Below are 17,069 nucleotides of genomic sequence, written 5' to 3' on the forward strand. Positions count from 1 at the left end.
CACTTGGCAGTGACTTGCGACCCGCCCACTTGGCAGTGACTTGAGACGGGGACCCTAGGCTTGTCCCCGTGAACGACGAGGACAAGAAGATCATCACGCTGGCGCGGGCCGCCCGTGCCCGCACGGGTGCGGCCGAGGGCGCGGCGGTCCGCGACGAGACCGGGCGGACCTACTCGGCCACCAGCGTCGACCTGCCGGCTCTGAAGCTGACCGCCCTCCAGGTGGCGATCGCCATGGCGGTCTCCAGCGGCGCGGAAGAACTGGAGGCCGCCGCGCTGGTCACGGCCGACGAGAGCGCCCGCGACTCCGACGTGGCCGCCGTACGCGACCTGGGTCCCAAGGCTCCCGTCTTCGTCGCCGCCCCGGACGGCTCCCTGAAGACCACCCTCGCCTGACTCCGTCAGGGCGGGCCGGTCTCCGTCAGGACGGGCCGGTCTCCGTCAGGACGGGCCGGTCTCCGTCAGGACGGGCCCGGCGCGGCGCGGACGCCGCGAAGCTTCGTCAAGGCCTTGATCGCGACCTGCTCGGTGACACGCGCCATGCCCGACCCCGCGGCGTCCACCACGAGCAGGTCGTCGCCGACCGCGGCCATGACCACGCTCAGACCAACGCGCCCCTGCGCGTCGGCGTAGTGGACGGCGAGCGCGTTGCGGAGGGCTTTGACTCTCCGGGCGTCGATCCGGCGCAGGCGGATGTCTCCCTCGGCCGTCTCGACCTCGATCCGCGGACACCTGACGGTCGCCCTGCGCATCTCCGCGACATGTCGCGCGGCCCGGCCGGACGGCAGCCGGAAGACGTGTTCGGCGAGGCTGACGACGGGGCTGGCGCGGTAGAACGCGGCGTGCGCCTGCGGGGCGTCCTCGACACCCCGGATGTCGCGCGGAGCCTGGACGTCGGCGAGCTGGAGCAGCCGCACGCAGTCGGGGTCGACGGGCTCCATCCCCTCGAAGACCCGCTGGTTGTCGGCGGCCAGGAATCCCGGGGGCATCTCGGCACCGGATAAAACGGCGCCCGACATGCTCACCGCCGCGGGCCTCGACGACGAAGCCTCCGCCCCGCATCCCGCCAGCAAGGTGGCGAGCAGGGCTCCGCCCACGATGCGCCACATGAGATCCCCCCGAATCTCTCAGCGCATGATCATTCCCAGCGGGACGCGCATCTAACCCCGATGTGCGACTTGTGGCGATTACTCCGGAGATGTCCGGTGCTCTTCGAGCCGGCGCACGAGGACCGTGCCGATCCGGTTGCGCCGGCCGGCGATGCTCTCGGCGGTCAGGGCCAGCCCGGCCACCTCGGCGGTGGAGCCCTCGATCGGCACCCGGCCCAGCGCGTGCGCCAGGAGGCCGCCGACCGTCTCGACCTCCTCGACGTCGATCTCCACGTCGAAGAGCTCCCCCAGGTCCTCCACCGGCAGCCGGGCCGTCACCCGGGCCGTGTCCTTGTCCTCGTCGAGCCAGTCCACCGGCGGCGTCTCGACGTCGTACTCATCGGCGATCTCACCCACGATCTCCTCGAGGATGTCCTCGATGGTGACCAGGCCGGCGGTGCCGCCGTACTCGTCGATCACGATCGCCACGTGCGTCTGCCGGGCCTGCATCTCCCGCAGAAGCTCGTCGATCGGCTTGCTGTCGGGCACGTACGTGGCGGAGCGCATCACCGACTCGACCTTCTCCACCGACTCGCCCTCGCGATGCTCATGGCTGCGCCGGACGATGTCCTTGAGGTAGGCGATCCCGACCACGTCGTCCTCGTTCTCGCCCACCACGGGGATCCGCGAGAAGCCGCTGCGCAACGCCAGCGACATCGCCTGCCGCAGGGTCTTGCCGCGTTCGATGAACACGATGTCGGTACGCGGCACCATGACCTCGCGCACGAGCGTGTCACCCAGCTCGAACACCGAGTGGATCATCTCGCGCTCGTCCGGCTCGATCAGGCTGCGCTGTTCGGCCAGGTCGACCAGATCCCTGAGCTCGGCCTCCGTGGCGAACGGCCCCTCCCGGAAGCCCCGCCCGGGTGTCAGCGCGTTCCCCAGCAAGATCAACAGCTTGGGCAGCGGCCCGAAGACCCTCGTCACCGGATGCATGACGGCGGCCCCGGCCAGCGCGATCCGGTCGGCATGCTGCAACCCCAGCGTGCGGGGCCCGACCCCGACCACCACGTAGCTGACCACGATCATGATCGCCGCGGCGGTCACGTACGCGCGCCACGTCTCGTCCAGCCACGAGATGCACAGATCGGCCACGAGCACCGTCGCGACCAGCTCGCAGCTGATCCGCAACAGCAGGACCATGTTGAGGTAACGCGCGGGGTCGGCCACCACCTCGGCGAGCCGCTGCGCGCCCCGCCGGCCCTCCCGGACCAGCTCCTCGACCCGGACCCGCGACACCCGCGCCAGCGCCGCCTCGGTACCCGCCAGGAGCCCGGCCAGGATCACCAGTCCGGCCGCCAGGGTGAGCAGCCACCCCATCTGCGTGTTCACCGTCCTCCAGCCCCCACCCAGCCGCCTATCAACGGACGAGCTTCGCTCGGCTCAACCTCTTCCAGCCCCCACCCAGCCGCCTATCAACGGACGAGCCCCGCTCGGGACGTCATTGGCCGCGTTTCTCCCGCCAGGCGGTCAGCAGCTCGGCCTGCAGGCCGAACATCTCCTTGTGCTCGTCGGGCTCGGCGTGGTCGTACCCGAGCAGATGCAGGATCCCATGCGTGCACAGGAGCTCAAGCTCGTCCTGCGTGCCGTGCCCGGCCTGGGCGCCCTGCCGCTCGGCCACCGCCGGGCAGAGCACCACGTCCCCGAGCAACCCCGGATCGGTCTCGTCGTCATCGGTGCCGCCCGACATCGGCCCCGGGCGCAGCTCGTCCATGGGGAACGCCAGAACGTCGGTCGGACCGGGCTCCCCCATCCACTTCTCGTGGAGCTCGCTCATCGCCGCCTCGTCCACCAGCAGCAGCGACAGCTCGGCGAGCGGGTGCACCCGCATGCCGTCCAGCACATGCCGGGCCAGATCGACGAGACTCTTCTCGTCGACCCCGACGCCCGACTCGTTCAACACCTCGATGCTCATCAGAATCCTGTCCCATGGAGGGCCGAGCCGGTCCGTCGTGGAGCCGAGCCGGCAAGATCGCCCCAGTGCCCCCGAAACCTTTCCACAGCCTACCGACCCACCCGAAACCTCAGCGACCACGGTCGGATGACCGTGGTCGCTGGGGAGCCTGCTCGCCGGGAAACCGTCAGCGGCCTCGCTTGCGGGAGCCACCGCGGCCGCCGGCGGCGCCCTTGATCTCGGAGACCCGGTCTCCCTTGCCGCCCTGGCGGGCCACCTCGTCGAAGCGGCTGTAGGCCTCGACGATGTCGGTCACCAGCTTGTGGCGGACGACGTCGTGGCTGTTGAGACGGCAGAAGTGGATGTCGTCGACGCCCTCCAGGATGTCCTGGACGACCCGCAGGCCGCTCAGGTGACCGTTCGGCAGGTCGACCTGGGTGACGTCGCCGGTCACCACGACCTTGGAGCCGAAGCCCAGACGGGTGAGGAACATCTTCATCTGCTCGGGCGAGGTGTTCTGTGCCTCGTCGAGGATGATGAACGAGTCGTTGAGCGTCCGGCCTCGCATGTAGGCCAGCGGCGCCACCTCGATCGTGCCGGCCGCCATCAGGCGCGGGATCGAGTCGGGGTCGACCATGTCGTGCAGCGCGTCGTACAGCGGCCGCAGGTAGGGGTCGATCTTCTCGTACAGCGTGCCGGGCAGGAAGCCCAGACGCTCGCCGGCCTCGACCGCGGGGCGGGTGAGGATGATGCGGTTGACCTTCTTGTCCTGCAGCGCCTTGACCGCCTTGGCCATCGCCAGGTAGGTCTTGCCGGTGCCGGCCGGGCCGATGCCGAACACGATCGTGTGCTTGTCGATAGCGTCGACGTACCGCTTCTGGTTGAGGGTCTTGGGCCTGATCGTCCGCCCGCGGCTGGAGAGCACGTCGAGGGTCAGGACCTCGGCCGGGCGCTCGCCGGACTCGTTGCGGAGCATGGCGAGGCTGCGCTCCACCGCGTCGGGGGTGAGCTGGGTGCCGCCCTTGAGGAGGTCGATGAGCTCGGCGAACAGCCGGGACACCAGATCGGTCTCGGCCTCGGCACCCGTCACGGTGATCTCGTTGCCGCGAACATGGATGTCGGCGTGGAACGCGCGCTCGATGACGTGGAGCAACTCATCCCGTGAGCCCAGCAGGCTCACCATGGAATGGTCGTCCGGCACCAGGATCTTGATCTGGGACCGCGCACCATTGCGGTCGTCGCGTCCCGCGTGAGTTGATTGGGTCATCAGCCGGGCCTTGCGGCCTCTCCGACCTGCCTTCTGTCTGCTCCAGGTGTCCAGCGGTTGTCTCTGTCCATGGTACTGGCCGCCCACGACATCACGCCGCTGTATTTACGGCCGCCGAGGACCCTGCCCCGCCACCGGAACGGAAGGGGCAACACCAGGGGAACGCCGAACGTCAGCCGGGGGGCCAGTTGAGGCCACGGCCGCCCAGCACGTGGGCGTGCACGTGGAAGACGGTCTGGCCCGCCTGAGCGCCGGTGTTGAAGACGACGCGATAGCCGGTGTCGGCCACTCCCTCGTCGACCGCGACCTGGCCGGCCTCCTGGAGCATCTCCGCCAGCAGGTCGGGGTCGGCGGCCGCGAGACCGGCGACGGTCGGGTGGTGCTCCCTCGGGATCACGAGCACGTGCGTGGGCGCCTGGGGATTGATGTCGCGGAACGCGACCGTCCGGTCGGACTCGCGAATGATCTTCGCGGGCACGTCACCGGAAACGATCTTACAGAACAGGCAGTCCGTCATCTGTGTCCTCCCGTCGCCACGAACCCCAGCGAATCCTATCGGGGGGCGAATTCGGCCGTAGCCTGCGGACCTCTCCCCCGGGTAATCTCTCGTTGATCAACCGAACGGCCGTTCGGGTCCACAGGCCGCCGTTCACTGGTTAAAGTTGCAAACTCAGGCGTTCCCCCCGGACTCCCGAAGCCGTGCGCCACACTGCCTCAGACCGGCCGGGGATCGCCCATCCACGCCGTACCGAAGGTGACCATCCGAATGGGTGGCCGGGGGACGGCAAAGGCGGCGGATAGGTGACTGAGGCAAGACAGAAGATGCCCTTTCGTAAACCGGACGAGGAGGGTGCGCGTCCCACAGACGTGACCGAGACCCTCGTGGCCAGGGGCACTGCCGGGGCCGTGGCTGTGGCCTGGGACGCCGATCAGGCCGTGACCGCCCTCTACAGCGCCAATTACCGCTCGCTGGTACGCCTCGCCGCGATGCTCGTACGGGACTCCGGGACGGCCGAAGAGGTCGTCCAGGACGCGTTCGTGGCCATGCACGGCGGGTGGCGCCGCCTGCGCGACCCCGACAAGGCCCTCTCGTACCTGCGTCAATCGGTGGTCAACCGGTCGCGATCGGTGTTGCGGCACCGCGCCGTGGTCGAGAAGTACGCCCCCAAGGGCCTGCCCGACGCGCCCAGCGCGGAGGCCGGGGCCATCGGGGAGCTCGAGCGCTCCGCGGTCGTCGCCGCGCTGCACAAGTTGCCGAACCGTCAGCGTGAGGCGCTGGTCCTGCGCTACTACGCCGATCTGTCCGAAGCCGAGATCGCCCACGCCATGGGCATCAGCCGCGGCGCTGTGAAAAGTCATACGGCGCGCGGTATGGCCGCGCTACGTAACGTCCTGGAGCAATTCTCATGACCGATCCCCACGAAGAGCACGGCGAGATCCTGCGCCGCGCCCTGAACGCGGAGGCGGACACGGTCACCCCATCCGCCGACGGTCTGGAGCGCATCCGGACCCGAATCGAGGAGCGCCGTCACCGGCGTTTCGGATGGGCTTGGTTCACCGAGAGCTGGGCACGCCCCGTACTGGCCGTCGGGGCGGCCGTCGCCATCGCGGGCATCGGCGTGTCCGCACCCCAGACGGTCAACCTGTTCACGTCGCCGGCGGGCCACAACGGCTCGACCGCCGGCGGCAACCAGGCGCCTCCGAGCACCGTCACCAACGCTCAGGGGCAGCCGAACGGCTCCCAGACCCAGGGACCCCCGCCTCCCTCCCAGAACGGCAAGCCCGCCAACTCCCAGAGCCCGACCCCGCCAAGCTCCTCCTCCACGTCCGCCTGCCGACCTCCTGGCGGCGGTGACGGTGGTTCGCCGCCGCAGAGTGCCTCCTCCCCGGAGCCGGAGAGCACCGAGGCGAGCAAGCCGACCGCGTCCCCGTGTGCGTCGGCACCGGCGCCCACCGCCCCACCGCCCTCGTCGGAGCCGCCGGACAAGCCCACCGACAAGCCGACCAAGGAGCCGGAGCCCTCGGTGACGCCGACTCCCACCGCCTCCGAACAGTCGGCCAACGAACCGCCACCCACCTCCAACAACCCCTGATCGAGCGGGCCAAAGGCGGCGCCGTCACAGGCCCTTGGACGGCGCCGCCGCTCCCCGCCCGCCGAGTTGTCACCAGCGGCCGGTCGTCACCAGCGGCCCGTAGCGGCCAGGAGGACGGCCGCTGCGGCGACGCCTGCCGTGGAAGTGCGCAGGACCGTCGGGCCCAGGAGGGTCGGGCGGCCGCCGGCGGCCGTGAAGTCGTCGAGCTCGTCGTCGCTGATGCCGCCCTCCGGGCCCACAATGAGGATGATCTCGCCGGTGGTGGGTGCCCGGACGGCGCTGAGGGGGGACGTGGCCGTCTCGTGCAGGATCAGGGCGCTGGACGCGGCCTTGATCCGTTCGGCCACGTGTGCGGTGGTGGCCAGCTCGGTGATCTCGGGGAACCAGGGGCGGCGGGCCTGCTTGGCTGCCTCGCGGGCGGTCGAACGCCAGCGGCCGAGGGCCTTGTCCCGGCGCTCGGGCCTCCACTGCGTGACGCAGCGAGAGGCCGCCCAGGGGACGATCTCGTCGACCCCCACCTCGGTCATGGTCTCGACCGCCAACTCGCCTCTGTCGCCCTTCGGGAGGGCCTGAACGACCACGAGGCGCGGCTCCGGGCGGGGATGGCGATGGCGGGCGAGGACGTCCAGCGTCAGGGTCGCCTTGCCGGCCGCCGTCACGACGCATTCGGCCAGCAGCCCGGCGCCGTCGGTGAGGTCGACCCGTTCCCCGGCGCGCAGCCGCCGCACGGCCGCCGCGTGCCTGCCCTCAGGCCCGTCGAGGACCACGCTCTCGCCGCTCAGGCGATCGGGCTCCACGAGGAACACCGGCGCGCTCATGCCTCATCCTCCCGCGAGAAGGACCCACCGTGGGAACGCCTGCGCGAGAAGGCCCCCATGAGCCCCCGTGAGCCCCGTGAGAAGACCTCCGCCGTGACCGGGTGCGATCACGGCGGAGGGTCGCCGCGCAGGCCCTCCTGGTAGGACCGGACGGTCTCTCTTCAGTGCTGGTTGAACACGTCGCGCAGGCGCGAGAAGACGCCGCGCTGGCCCGGGGCGAACTTGCCCGGCGGGCGCTCCTCGCCGCGCAGCTTGGCCAGGCGGCGCAGGAGCTCTTCCTGCTCCTCGTCGAGCTTGCCGGGCGTCTCCACGTTCACGTGGATCATCAGGTCGCCGCGCCCGCTCTCGTTCAGGTGCCGCACACCGCGCCCGTAGAGCGTGATCACCTGGCCGGACTGGGTCCCGGGCTTGATGTCGACCTCCTCGGCGCCGTCCAGCGTCTCGATCGTGACGTTGGTGCCGAGGGCCGCCGCCGTCATCGGGATCTCGACGGTGCAGTGCAGGTCGTCGCCCTCGCGTTCGAAGATCTGGTGCGGCTTCTCCACGATCTCCAGGAACAGGTCGCCGGGCGGGCCTCCGCCCGGGCCGACCTCGCCCTCGCCGGCGAGCTGGATGTGGATGCCGTTCTCGACGCCCGCCGGGATCTTGACCTTGACCGTACGGCGCGTCCGGACCCGGCCGTCGCCCGAGCACTCGGGGCAGGGCGTGCGGATCACGCTGCCGTAGCCGCCGCACTGCGGGCAGGGGCGGGAGGTCATGACCTGGCCCAGGAACGAGCGCTGCACCTGCTGGACCTCGCCACGGCCGTGGCAGGTGTCACAGGTATCGGGATGCGTGCCCGGGGCACAGCCCGAGCCGGTGCAGCTCGTGCACACGACCGCGGTGTCGATCGACAGCTCGCGCGTGGTGCCGAACGCGGTCTCCTGCAGGTCCAGCTCGACGCGCAGGGTCGCGTTGCGGCCACGGCGGGCGCGGCTGCGCGGCCCGCGGGACGTGGCCGTGCCGAAGAAGGCGTCCATGATGTCGCTGAACGGGAACCCGGCGCCGCCGAATCCCCCCGCGCCCGCGCCGCCGCCCGGGGCGAACGGGTCGGCGCCCAGGTCGTACATCTCGCGCTTCTTCGGGTCGGAGAGCACCTCGTAGGCCTGGGTGATCTCCTTGAACTTCTCCTGCGTCTCCGGATCCGGATTGACGTCAGGGTGCAGTTCGCGCGCGAGCCGGCGGTACGCCTTCTTGATCTCGTCCGCGCTCGCGTCGCGGCGGACCCCTAGGGTCGCGTAGTAGTCGTTGGCCACTTACGAACCCGCCAGGATCTGTCCGACGTAGCGTGCCACTGCCCGTACCGCTCCCATCGTGCTGGGGTAGTCCATCCGTGTCGGCCCGAGCACTCCCAGCCGGGCCAATGTCTGATCGCCGACTCCGTAGTCGGCGGCGACGACGGAAGTCGACCGGAGCCCCTCGTCGGGGTTCTCGGTCCCGATGCGCACCGTAAGACTAGAGGAATCACCGGTTTCCCCGAGCAACCGCATGAGGACCACCTGCTCCTCCAGTGCCTCCAGGACGTCGCGCAGGCTCCGGGAGAAGTCGACGGCGGCCAGGTTGGCGGCCCCCGCGAACACGATCTTTTCGTCGTGCTTCTCGACGAGGGTCTCCAGCAGGACCGACAGGACCGCGGCCGCAAGCGGCCGATCGTCCGCCGCGACCTTCTCGGGCAGGTCGGCCACCGCCACCGGCACCTCGCCCAGCCCGCAGCCGTCCAGACAGGTGTTGAGCAACGCCCGCAGATGGCCGATGGACTCCTCAGAGACCTCGCCGTAGGTCTCGATGACCCGCTGCTCCACCCGGCCGGTATTGGTGATCAGGACGAGGAGCAGCCGGCGCGAGGCGACCGGCACCAGCTCCACGTGCCGTACCGACGAACGGGTGAGCGAGGGGTACTGCACGACCGCGACCTGACGGGTCAGCTGGGCGAGCAGCCGGACGGTGCGGCCGACGACGTCGTCCAGGTCGTACGCGCCGTTGAGGAACGTCTCGATGGCCCGGCGCTCGGCCGACGACAGCGGCTTGACCGTGGACAGGCGGTCGACGAAGAGCCGGTAGCCCTTGTCGGTCGGGATGCGTCCCGCGCTGGTGTGCGGCTGGGCGATGTAGCCCTGCTCCTCCAGAACGGCCATGTCGTTGCGGATCGTGGCCGAGGACACGCCGAGGTTGTGCCGGTCCACCAAGGCCTTGGAGCCGACCGGCTCATTGGTGGAGACATAGTCCTCGACTATGGCGCGCAAGACCTCGAGTTTGCGGTCGTCGAGCACGTGGTCACCTCCTTCGCCCCCGTACTGGCACTTGCCTGCGAGCGCCCCGTGCACTGGCTCTGTACTGGCACTCCACTGGCACTCCGTACTTTCGAGTGCCAATTGTACGGCCCGGAAGGGACGGTCAGGAGGGTGCCGGGATGGTCTCCAGTCACTAGAGTGCCGATCCGTGCAGAGCAAGGACTACGGTGACGACGTTCTCGCGGGCGACTGGCGGCGCCCGCGTAAAGGACAGATACCCGAGATTCCGGCCGAGATCGACCTGGTCGTGGAGGATCCCGGCAGTGGATTCTGCGGCGCCGTGGTGAGCTGCGACAAATTCGGCGTGACGCTGGAAGACCGTTTCGGCAAGCGGCGCGTCTTCCCGCTGACCAAGGCGGGCTTCCTGATCGACGGCAAGCCGGTGACGCTCGTCCGGCCAACAGGGACGGGCGCTGGGGGCGCTGGGGGCGGGGGTGGCGCGGCGGGAACGGCCGGCGCGGCCGCGAAGGGCCGGATGCTGTCGGCCTCCGGGTCGATCGCCGTCCCGGGGCTGCGGGCCAGGGTCGCCAAGGAGAGCCGCATCTACGTGGAGGGCGTGCACGACGCCGAGCTCGTCGAGAAGATCTGGGGCCATGATCTGCGGGTCGAGGGCATCGTGGTCGAGTATCTGGAAGGCATCGATGATCTTCCGGCCATCGTGGACGAGTTCGGGCCCGGGCGCGAGCGCAAGCTGGGCGTCCTGGTCGACCATCTCGTGGCGGGCTCCAAGGAGAGCCGGATCGCCGCGCGGGTCTCGTCCCCGCACGTGCTGATCACCGGGCATCCGTTCATCGACATCTGGGAGGCGGTCAAGCCCGCCGCGGTGGGCATTCCCGGGTGGCCCCGAGTCCCGCGCGGCGTACCCTGGAAGGAGGGGGTACTCGCCGCACTGGGCTGGGGGGACGACGTGGGGGAAGCATGGAAACGGATCCTGCGGTCCGTGTCCACCTACACCGACCTGGAACCAGAACTCCTGGGCCGCGTCGAAGAATTGATCGACTTTGTGACGGTCCCCTGAACCCCTGACGCCCCCCGCTGTAAGCCGGACCCCCATTGAGGAGCAGGCGATGTCGTACGGGCCTCCGGAACAACCGGATCACGGACAGAACCAGCCGGGCCACGGGCAGCAGCAGCCTGGGTACGGGCAGCAGCCCGGATACGGGCAAGAGCAACCGGGTTACGGCCAGCAGCCGGGCTACGACCAGCCGGGCTACGGGCAAGACACCCCTGGCTATGGCCAGCCGCAGGGCTACGGCCAGCAGGGCTACGGCCAAGTACCGGGGTACGGGCAGGCGCCCGGCTACGACCAGCCCTACGGCTATGGCGGCCAGATCCAGGCGTACGGGCCTCCGGGACACGGATACGGCGCCCCGAGCTCCGACGACCGGACCTGGGGGCTGATGTGCCACCTGGGCCAGTTCCTGCTCGGCTTCATCGCGCCGCTGCTCGTCTTCCTGATCAAGAAGGACGAGTCGCCGTTCCTGCGCCACCACGGCGCCCAGGGGCTCAACTTCGCGATCACGCAGTTCGTCTACCTGATCATCAACTTCGTGCTGATCTTCATCCTGATCGGGATCCCGCTGCTCATCGCGCAGGGGATCGCCCAGATCGTCTTCCTGATCATGGCGGCGGTCGCGGCCAACCGGGGCGAGTACTACCGGTTCCCGACGTTCATGGCCTGGCCGATGATCAAGTAGGCCGGCCGGAGACCGGTCAGGTCAGGTCGCGGACGACGGCGTCGGCGAGCAGGCGGCCGCGCAGGGTGAGGACGGCGCGGCCGCGCTCGTACGGCCCGGCCTCGATCAGCCCGTCGCCGATCGCGCGCCGCACCGCCGCGTCGTCGAGGAGCTCCACCGGGCAGCCCTCGGCCAGCCGCAGCTCCAGCATGATCCGTTCGATCCGGCGGTCGGCGGGGTCGAGGATCTCCCTCGCGTGCGCCGGGGTGACGTCCTCGGCCAGCCGCGACGCGTAGGCGGCGGGGTGCTTGACGTTCCACCAGCGGGTGCCGCCGACGTGGCTGTGCGCGCCGGGACCCACCCCCCACCAGTCGGCGCCGGTCCAGTAGAGGAGGTTGTGACGGCAGGCCGCCGCGTCGCCGGTGGCCCAGTTGGAGATCTCGTACCAGCGCAGCCCGTGGGCGCCGAGCAGCTCCTCCGCCATCAGGTACCGGTCGGCCATCGCGTCGTCGTCGGGGGTGGCGAGTTCACCGCGCCGCACCTGGGCCGCCAGGCGGGTGCCCTCCTCGACGATCAGCGCGTACGCGGACACGTGATCGGGCTCGGTCGCCAGCGCCGCCTCCAGCGAGGCCCGCCAGTCGTCGTCGTTCTCCCCGGGCGTTCCGTAGATCAGGTCCAGGTTGACGTGCTCGAAGCCCGCCTGCCGCGTCCACTCGACGACCTGCGGAACCCGCCCGGGCGTGTGGGTCCGGTCGAGCGTCGCCAGCACATGCTCCCTGGCGCTCTGCATGCCGTACGAGACGCGCGTGAACCCGGCCTCGCGCAGCTTCCCGAGGTAGGCCTCGTCCACCGACTCGGGGTTGGCCTCCGTGGTGATCTCGGCATCCGGCGCCAGCCCGAACTCGGCGTCGATCGCGGTGAGGACGCGTCCCAGGTCGTCGGGCGAGAGCAGCGTCGGCGTCCCGCCGCCCACGAACACGGTCTCGACCCGCAGCGCGGCCTCCCCCAGCACCCGCCGCGCCATCCGCACCTCGCGGATCGCGGTGTCGGCGTAGGACTCCCTGCTCGCGCCCGGCCCCAGCTCGGTGGCGGTGTAGGTGTTGAAGTCGCAATAGCCACAGCGGGTCACGCAGAACGGGACATGGACGTAGAAGGCGAAAGGCCGGGAACCGAGGCCGGTCATCGCGCTGCGGGGCAGTGTTCCGTCGGCCGGTACGGGGTCGCCATCGGGCAGGGTCGCGGGCACCCTTCAAGTCTGCCCTCTCCATGCCCCTGGTCCGGCCGCCGTTGGCGGCGGGCGGCGGGCGGATCAGGCTTGGCGGAGCTTGGCGCGGAGCCAGGGAGGGATGTGCTCGTCGGTACGCGGGAAACGTTCGAGATCCAGAACGTACGCGGACGGGGTCAGCGGCGGCGTGAAATCCGGCTCGCCGTCGTAGTCGAACTCGGCGCTCACCCGTCCCGACCGTTCCACTCTCAGGCGCGCGGTGAACCAGGCGCCCTTGCCCCGCACGTACATGGCCCGGCGCAGCTCGTCCATCTTGCCGATGGCCTGCCCCGGCGGCACGGCCGGACGCGCCTCCCCGCGCGAGTCGATGATCTCGAACGAGGCGCTGTCGATGCCCACGGTGGCGCGGAACTCGAACCCGAGCCGTTCCCAGCCGAACGGCGCGGCGGACCGCAGGGCTCGCACCACGCCGTTCACCGCTGCCCGCTCCTTCGGAGAACGCAGAACCTGCTCGGAGTGGGGCACGGTCGAAACCTCCCGGACCTCGGCGACCCTTGCCGTCCGACCGTACCGACATATCCGCGCGGGATGAGCAACCCCCGCCGTGTCGCACGGAACACCAGGTCAAAGCGCCAGGACAAGCCGGGACGATCACGGTCGATCAGTACGGGCGCCGCGACCCCCATCCGAATGGCGATCTGGCGGCCGGCGTCCGGCGGCCGGCGTCCGTACGACTGCGGCGCGCAAGCCCGGATAGGGTCACCTGGTGCGGAATGAGGGGGCAATCAAGTTCGGCCGGGTGCCCATCCGGGTGCTGCTCCGCGGCGAGCCCGGCGGCTGGCACTACGTGATCGTCGATAAGGACGGGGCCGAGGAACGCGTCGACGTACGCGGGCCGGGCGTGCATTGGGAGGGCGGCGAGCCCGAACCCGCATGGTGGCGGCGCAGGCTGGACGAGACCGCCGAGTGCCTCCGCGAGCACCTCGGCCGGAGCCTGAGCGACCGGACGTTCCTCGAACTCGGCCTGGAAGCCGGCATCTCGTGGTTCGAGGTCGAGGCTCCGATCGCGTGGGAGGGCCTGGTCACCCTGCGGGATCCCGATCCGGCGCGGTTCCCGGGGAAGGTGCCCCCGTACGTCGTCACGCTCGAACCCGGCAACGGCGCCGTCCTGCCAGACGCCCATCTGCGCTTTTCCACGCGCGCGGCCGACGCCTGGACGACGCTCGCCACCGTCGCCGACCAGTGCGGCACGCGGCCGCCCAAGGCCCAGTTCCTGTGCGGCTGGGCCGACCACCGCAGCATCTGGGTGGGGCGCGGACGGCTCGCCGTCTCGACCGAACGCCAGGACGGCCGAGGCCGCGGCGACGAGCTCGTCGGAGAGATCTACGGCGAACGGGTCACGGGCTGGGGCGGCAACCCCGAACTGCGCTTCCGGCTCGACGGCATCGACCTGCTCGACGACCCCGCGGACGACGTGATCGCACTGCTCCGGGATCTCGGGCACGAGGTGAACGTACGAGGCCGCATGTCACATCTGCCCGCCCTCGGCCTCAGGCTCTACCGGCCGGAGGGCGGGTCGGCGCAGGGCCTGTTCACCGGCGTCTCGCTCCAAGCCGCCCGGCGACGGCAGGGGCGCCACAGCCGCTGAACGATCCTGACATCCACGAGGGACCCGTTCTTCACCGGACCGCAATCAGGGCTCTCTAGATTCCCTGATCATGAGAAGCCGCGCTCGCTCCGCCGCCTTCGGTCTGACCGGCGCCCTCGTCGGCGCACCCCTCGTTCTCGTACCCGCCACCACCTCCTCGGCCGCCACCACCTCCTCGGCCGCCGCTTCCTCAGCCCCCGGCATCATCACCGTGAACCGTGGTGGCCCGGCACGCACGCTGACGTTCACCGCCGACCGCGCCGGCGAAGCCGTGATCGCGTTCACCGCCGCCGCGCCCGGCGTCTCGTGGGCGCGCAAGAGCGCGGAGTCCGCGGTCGTGGCGATCTCGGTGGACGGGCGGCATGTGACCGACCTCGTCGTCCCCTCCGCGGATCCGATCCCGCGCAGCCTCGGTCTGGGGCCCGTACGGCCGGGCAAGCACAAGGTCACGCTCAGGTTCGCGAAGGGCAGCGCACCGTCAGCCCGCCGCGTCACGCTCGCGCGGCCGACCGTGCGGATGCCTCAGGCCGACCAGGTCGCCCTCCGCCACGCGCCCGTCATCGTCGGCCGCACGGGCTGGCCGTTCGGCGACCCGTACCAGAACGCCAAGACCGACCTGCCTCTGATCGCCTGGCATGACTCGACCCCCGCGAAGACGGCCGGGCACCGGATCATCGAGTACTCGGCGGTGTGGAGCAACGAGGACGGCGGCACCGACAGCCCCGCCCTCATGGCCCGCTGGGGCCGTACGACCGACATCGAATGGGTGTACCGGGTCGAGGTGGACGCGTCCGGCCGCCGGGTCGCCGGCACCGGGGTCTACCAGGGGCCGCAACATCTGACGTTGAAGTTCACCGGGCGCTACGAAGGCGACCATCCCGTTCTGCAGACGTGCACGATGAACAACAACATGTGCGACGTCATCATGCCGAAGGCCCCGCTCCGCTTCCTCCTCGACGCGTCGCGCACCAAGCCCGCCGCCCGTGCCCGCGAGGTCGTCATGGACCGCGAGCCGTGGACGTACCGGATCATGGCCCAGGAGATGCTCCGCGAGGGCAAGATCGAGAAGCCCTCCGACCCCGCCACGAAGGCGGTCGGCGATCTGCGCACGTACCTCTTCGTCGAGCTCGCCAAGCGCACCGGCGCACCGACGGGCATCGGCTCGGCCCCCGGCGTGTCCCTCGGTGTACGGCTGAAGCGCGACCCGGCCAGGCTCTACCGTTCCGACCACGCAGAACCCTCCTGGTCCATCGAACGCGACGGCCCCGCAGCGACGACGATCGAACTTCCCCGGGGCACGACCGTCGCCGACATCGCGTCCATCGAAGCCATCCGCCGCCCGGTCGGCCTCGGCGACAACGGCGCCCCGTCCACGGTCACCTCCGTCAACCGTGGCTTCTTCCTGCGCAGCGCCTATCTCCCCCAGCGTTCCGCCATTTCCTGGACCGGCTCGATCACGCTCACTGCCCAGTCCCCCACTGCGATTCTCTGGCGCAACCCCTCTGGTCCCAATTAACCCGTGGAACCTGCGAACCTCGCGTGCGTCGAAGTAGTCGTAGACTTCGCCAAGAGCTCTCGCAGACTCTGAGAGGACATGCCTCATGGCCTACGGGCCTCCCCCTTCACCCGGCCAGGGTCAGCAGCCGGGGCAGCCCGGATGGCAGCAGCAGGGCCAGCAGGCCTGGCAGCAGCCGCAGCCGTCCGCATGGCAGCAGCAGCAGCCGCCTGCGCAGCAGGGCCGCAGCACCGCCCAGATGCCGGGGCACTTCGGCCAGGTGAGCCACGACGAGAAGAGCTGGGCCCTCATGGCGTATGTGGGCCAGTTCCTGATCGGCGCGATCGCCCCCGCCATCGCCTTCGTCGGCAAGGGCCGGTCACCGTTCGTCCGCCGGCACGCCGCGCAGGGCCTCAACATGGGCCTCGCCGCGATCGCCGTGTGGCTGGTCGGCGGCCTGCTCTCCCTCGCCGTCGAGGTGATGATCTGGATCCCGCTCGGCTTCACCGCCGTGACCATGTTCTACCTGGTGTACGGGGCGCGCGCCGCCAACCGGGGCGAGTTCCGCCGCGTCCCGACACCGGTGGCCTGGCCGATCTTCAAATGACCGGCGGAGCCGGCCCGTCTGAGCGATGAGTCGCCGCCTCGGTGTGGCGACACGGTCGTTCAACCGACTCGGGTTCAGCTGGCTTGGGAGTCTTCAGGGACGCCGGGGCCCGGGAGAACGGTGAGCGTGCCGGGCTCGCCGGGCGGCTGGTCCAGGCGGATGACACGGCCGGGATAGGCACGTTCGGCGATCTCGACGTCACGCTCGTCCCAGGCGCCGTAGAAGACGGGGCAGCCGTCCCACAGCTCGACCTTCTCGGCACCCGTCGGCCAGCGGCCGAAGGCGTCGATCAGGATGGGCTCCTCGCAGTGCGGGAGGTCCGGGCCAGTTCGGTGATCTTGGTCGGACATGTGGATGCCTTTCCTCGGGGCGGGCGGCCGGGGCAGCCGGTCGAAGATCTGGTCAGGGGCGAGCTCGATCGCGAAGGGGCGGGTGATCGTGCAGGTCCGACCCCAGGTGACACGCGCCTCCTCGGCGTACCGCCCGTCATCGCTCAGCTCGAAGACCTGCAGTTCGGGCTCATCGCCCTTGAGGTCGACCACCCAGTAGGACGGGACCGCGAACCGCTCGTACATGTCCTTCTTTGCACCGAGGTCCACCTCGCGCGACGCGTCGGAGGTCACCTCGATGGCCAGGAGCGGCGCCCCCTCGATGTACCCGCGATCCCCCGCGTCCTGCTCCTTGCGGAAGACCAGCAGATCCGAGCGCAGCCACGTGTTGTCGGCCAGCCGTGGCCCCGACCCGGTACGGGACGCCTGCTCGGCCGTCTCCGCCAGCCCGATCGGGACCACCAGGTCGGAAACGAGAACCTGATGCAGCAACGTATGGGTCACAACGCCCAGTGTCCTCGTGGGGACACCGCGTCACCA

At 70.3% G+C, this 17,069-nt stretch carries 19 protein-coding genes; 8 read left to right on the top strand and 11 right to left on the bottom strand.

The window, feature by feature from the left end; translation table 11 throughout:
• Window positions 1-68 precede the first annotated feature (68 nt).
• Window positions 69-395, top strand: coding sequence for a cytidine/deoxycytidylate deaminase family protein (locus tag F8566_RS27010; RefSeq protein WP_151564527.1), 327 nt, complete (start codon window positions 69-71; stop codon window positions 393-395).
• 65 nt (window positions 396-460) lie between these two features.
• Here the strand turns inward: F8566_RS27010 and F8566_RS27015 are convergent, their stop codons facing one another.
• The 5 genes from F8566_RS27015 to F8566_RS27035 all read right to left on the bottom strand — a co-directional run bounded on the left by F8566_RS27015 (window position 461) and on the right by F8566_RS27035 (window position 4,825).
• Window positions 461-1,108: a hypothetical protein gene (locus F8566_RS27015; protein WP_151564529.1), complete on the bottom strand. Its 648-nt coding sequence runs from the start codon at window positions 1,106-1,108 to the stop codon at window positions 461-463.
• Window positions 1,109-1,186: 78 nt separating this feature from the next.
• Window positions 1,187-2,479, bottom strand: a complete 1,293-nt coding sequence (locus tag F8566_RS27020) for a hemolysin family protein (protein WP_151564531.1) — start codon at window positions 2,477-2,479, stop codon at window positions 1,187-1,189.
• 109 nt (window positions 2,480-2,588) lie between these two features.
• Complete coding sequence (ybeY, locus tag F8566_RS27025; RefSeq protein ID WP_151564532.1) at window positions 2,589-3,062, bottom strand: rRNA maturation RNase YbeY; 474 nt, start codon at window positions 3,060-3,062, stop codon at window positions 2,589-2,591.
• Window positions 3,063-3,228: 166 nt separating this feature from the next.
• Window positions 3,229-4,308 (bottom strand): PhoH family protein, encoded by a 1,080-nt coding sequence (locus F8566_RS27030; RefSeq protein ID WP_151564534.1) that lies wholly within the window; start codon window positions 4,306-4,308, stop codon window positions 3,229-3,231.
• A gap of 172 nt (window positions 4,309-4,480) precedes the next feature.
• On the bottom strand, window positions 4,481-4,825 hold the full coding sequence (locus F8566_RS27035; protein WP_151564535.1) for a histidine triad nucleotide-binding protein: 345 nt from the start codon (window positions 4,823-4,825) through the stop codon (window positions 4,481-4,483).
• 350 nt (window positions 4,826-5,175) lie between these two features.
• On the opposite strand from F8566_RS27035, the gene F8566_RS27040 reads away from it, so the two are divergent.
• Window positions 5,176-5,718, top strand: coding sequence for a SigE family RNA polymerase sigma factor (locus F8566_RS27040; protein WP_225993567.1), 543 nt, complete (start codon window positions 5,176-5,178; stop codon window positions 5,716-5,718).
• Entirely contained in the window at window positions 5,715-6,401 is a 687-nt protein-coding gene (locus tag F8566_RS27045; RefSeq protein ID WP_151564539.1) for a hypothetical protein, read from the top strand. Before F8566_RS27040 ends, F8566_RS27045 begins: the two co-directional genes overlap by 4 nt.
• Window positions 6,402-6,487: 86 nt before the next feature.
• Here the strand turns inward: F8566_RS27045 and F8566_RS27050 are convergent, their stop codons facing one another.
• The 3 genes from F8566_RS27050 to hrcA all read right to left on the bottom strand — a co-directional run bounded on the left by F8566_RS27050 (window position 6,488) and on the right by hrcA (window position 9,528).
• A complete protein-coding gene (locus F8566_RS27050; RefSeq protein WP_151564541.1) occupies window positions 6,488-7,219 on the bottom strand; it encodes a 16S rRNA (uracil(1498)-N(3))-methyltransferase in 732 nt (243 codons plus the stop codon).
• Window positions 7,220-7,380: 161 nt separating this feature from the next.
• Window positions 7,381-8,514, bottom strand: coding sequence for a molecular chaperone DnaJ (gene dnaJ / locus F8566_RS27055; protein WP_151564543.1), 1,134 nt, complete (start codon window positions 8,512-8,514; stop codon window positions 7,381-7,383).
• On the bottom strand, window positions 8,515-9,528 hold the full coding sequence (hrcA, locus tag F8566_RS27060) for a heat-inducible transcriptional repressor HrcA (RefSeq protein WP_151564545.1): 1,014 nt from the start codon (window positions 9,526-9,528) through the stop codon (window positions 8,515-8,517).
• Window positions 9,529-9,697: 169 nt separating this feature from the next.
• On the opposite strand from hrcA, the gene F8566_RS27065 reads away from it, so the two are divergent.
• Entirely contained in the window at window positions 9,698-10,567 is an 870-nt protein-coding gene (locus tag F8566_RS27065) for a DUF3097 domain-containing protein (protein ID WP_151564548.1), read from the top strand.
• A gap of 49 nt (window positions 10,568-10,616) precedes the next feature.
• The gene (locus tag F8566_RS27070; RefSeq protein ID WP_151564550.1) at window positions 10,617-11,246 is read left to right on the top strand and encodes a DUF4870 domain-containing protein; all 630 of its coding nucleotides are present in this window, start codon (window positions 10,617-10,619) and stop codon (window positions 11,244-11,246) included.
• Window positions 11,247-11,262: 16 nt separating this feature from the next.
• Here F8566_RS27070 and hemW read toward each other — a convergent pair whose 3' ends face one another.
• Complete coding sequence (gene hemW, locus F8566_RS27075; protein ID WP_151564551.1) at window positions 11,263-12,471, bottom strand: radical SAM family heme chaperone HemW; 1,209 nt, start codon at window positions 12,469-12,471, stop codon at window positions 11,263-11,265.
• Between the two features lie 63 nt (window positions 12,472-12,534).
• Window positions 12,535-12,927, bottom strand: a complete 393-nt coding sequence (locus F8566_RS27080; protein ID WP_225993568.1) for a hypothetical protein — start codon at window positions 12,925-12,927, stop codon at window positions 12,535-12,537.
• Window positions 12,928-13,216: 289 nt separating this feature from the next.
• Between F8566_RS27080 and F8566_RS27085 the strand changes: the two genes are divergently transcribed.
• From F8566_RS27085 to F8566_RS27095, 3 genes are all read left to right on the top strand, one after another.
• The gene (locus F8566_RS27085) at window positions 13,217-14,098 is read left to right on the top strand and encodes a hypothetical protein (RefSeq protein WP_151564555.1); all 882 of its coding nucleotides are present in this window, start codon (window positions 13,217-13,219) and stop codon (window positions 14,096-14,098) included.
• 70 nt (window positions 14,099-14,168) lie between these two features.
• Window positions 14,169-15,614 (top strand): hypothetical protein, encoded by a 1,446-nt coding sequence (locus F8566_RS27090; RefSeq protein ID WP_151564557.1) that lies wholly within the window; start codon window positions 14,169-14,171, stop codon window positions 15,612-15,614.
• 85 nt (window positions 15,615-15,699) lie between these two features.
• Window positions 15,700-16,200 (top strand): DUF4870 domain-containing protein, encoded by a 501-nt coding sequence (locus F8566_RS27095; RefSeq protein ID WP_151564559.1) that lies wholly within the window; start codon window positions 15,700-15,702, stop codon window positions 16,198-16,200.
• A 74-nt stretch (window positions 16,201-16,274) separates the two neighbouring features.
• Here the strand turns inward: F8566_RS27095 and F8566_RS27100 are convergent, their stop codons facing one another.
• On the bottom strand, window positions 16,275-17,033 hold the full coding sequence (locus tag F8566_RS27100; protein ID WP_151564560.1) for a Uma2 family endonuclease: 759 nt from the start codon (window positions 17,031-17,033) through the stop codon (window positions 16,275-16,277).
• Window positions 17,034-17,069: the final 36 nt, after the last annotated feature.

The sequence above is a fragment of the Actinomadura rudentiformis genome (genome assembly GCF_008923185.1).
Taxonomy (GTDB): Bacteria; Actinomycetota; Actinomycetes; order Streptosporangiales; family Streptosporangiaceae; genus Spirillospora; species Spirillospora rudentiformis.

What these genes read in the sequence shown, in the direction of transcription:
- F8566_RS27015 (WP_151564529.1), bottom strand. Translation starts at nt 1,108, where the DNA reads ATGTGGCGCATCGTGGGCGGAGCCCTGCTCGCCACCTTGCTGGCGGGA.
- ybeY (WP_151564532.1), bottom strand. Translation starts at nt 3,062, where the DNA reads ATGAGCATCGAGGTGTTGAACGAGTCGGGCGTCGGGGTCGACGAGAAG.
- F8566_RS27030 (WP_151564534.1), bottom strand. Translation starts at nt 4,308, where the DNA reads ATGACCCAATCAACTCACGCGGGACGCGACGACCGCAATGGTGCGCGG.
- F8566_RS27035 (WP_151564535.1), bottom strand. Translation starts at nt 4,825, where the DNA reads ATGACGGACTGCCTGTTCTGTAAGATCGTTTCCGGTGACGTGCCCGCG.
- F8566_RS27045 (WP_151564539.1), top strand. Translation starts at nt 5,715, where the DNA reads ATGACCGATCCCCACGAAGAGCACGGCGAGATCCTGCGCCGCGCCCTG.
- F8566_RS27050 (WP_151564541.1), bottom strand. Translation starts at nt 7,219, where the DNA reads ATGAGCGCGCCGGTGTTCCTCGTGGAGCCCGATCGCCTGAGCGGCGAG.
- F8566_RS27070 (WP_151564550.1), top strand. Translation starts at nt 10,617, where the DNA reads ATGTCGTACGGGCCTCCGGAACAACCGGATCACGGACAGAACCAGCCG.
- F8566_RS27090 (WP_151564557.1), top strand. Translation starts at nt 14,169, where the DNA reads ATGAGAAGCCGCGCTCGCTCCGCCGCCTTCGGTCTGACCGGCGCCCTC.
- F8566_RS27095 (WP_151564559.1), top strand. Translation starts at nt 15,700, where the DNA reads ATGGCCTACGGGCCTCCCCCTTCACCCGGCCAGGGTCAGCAGCCGGGG.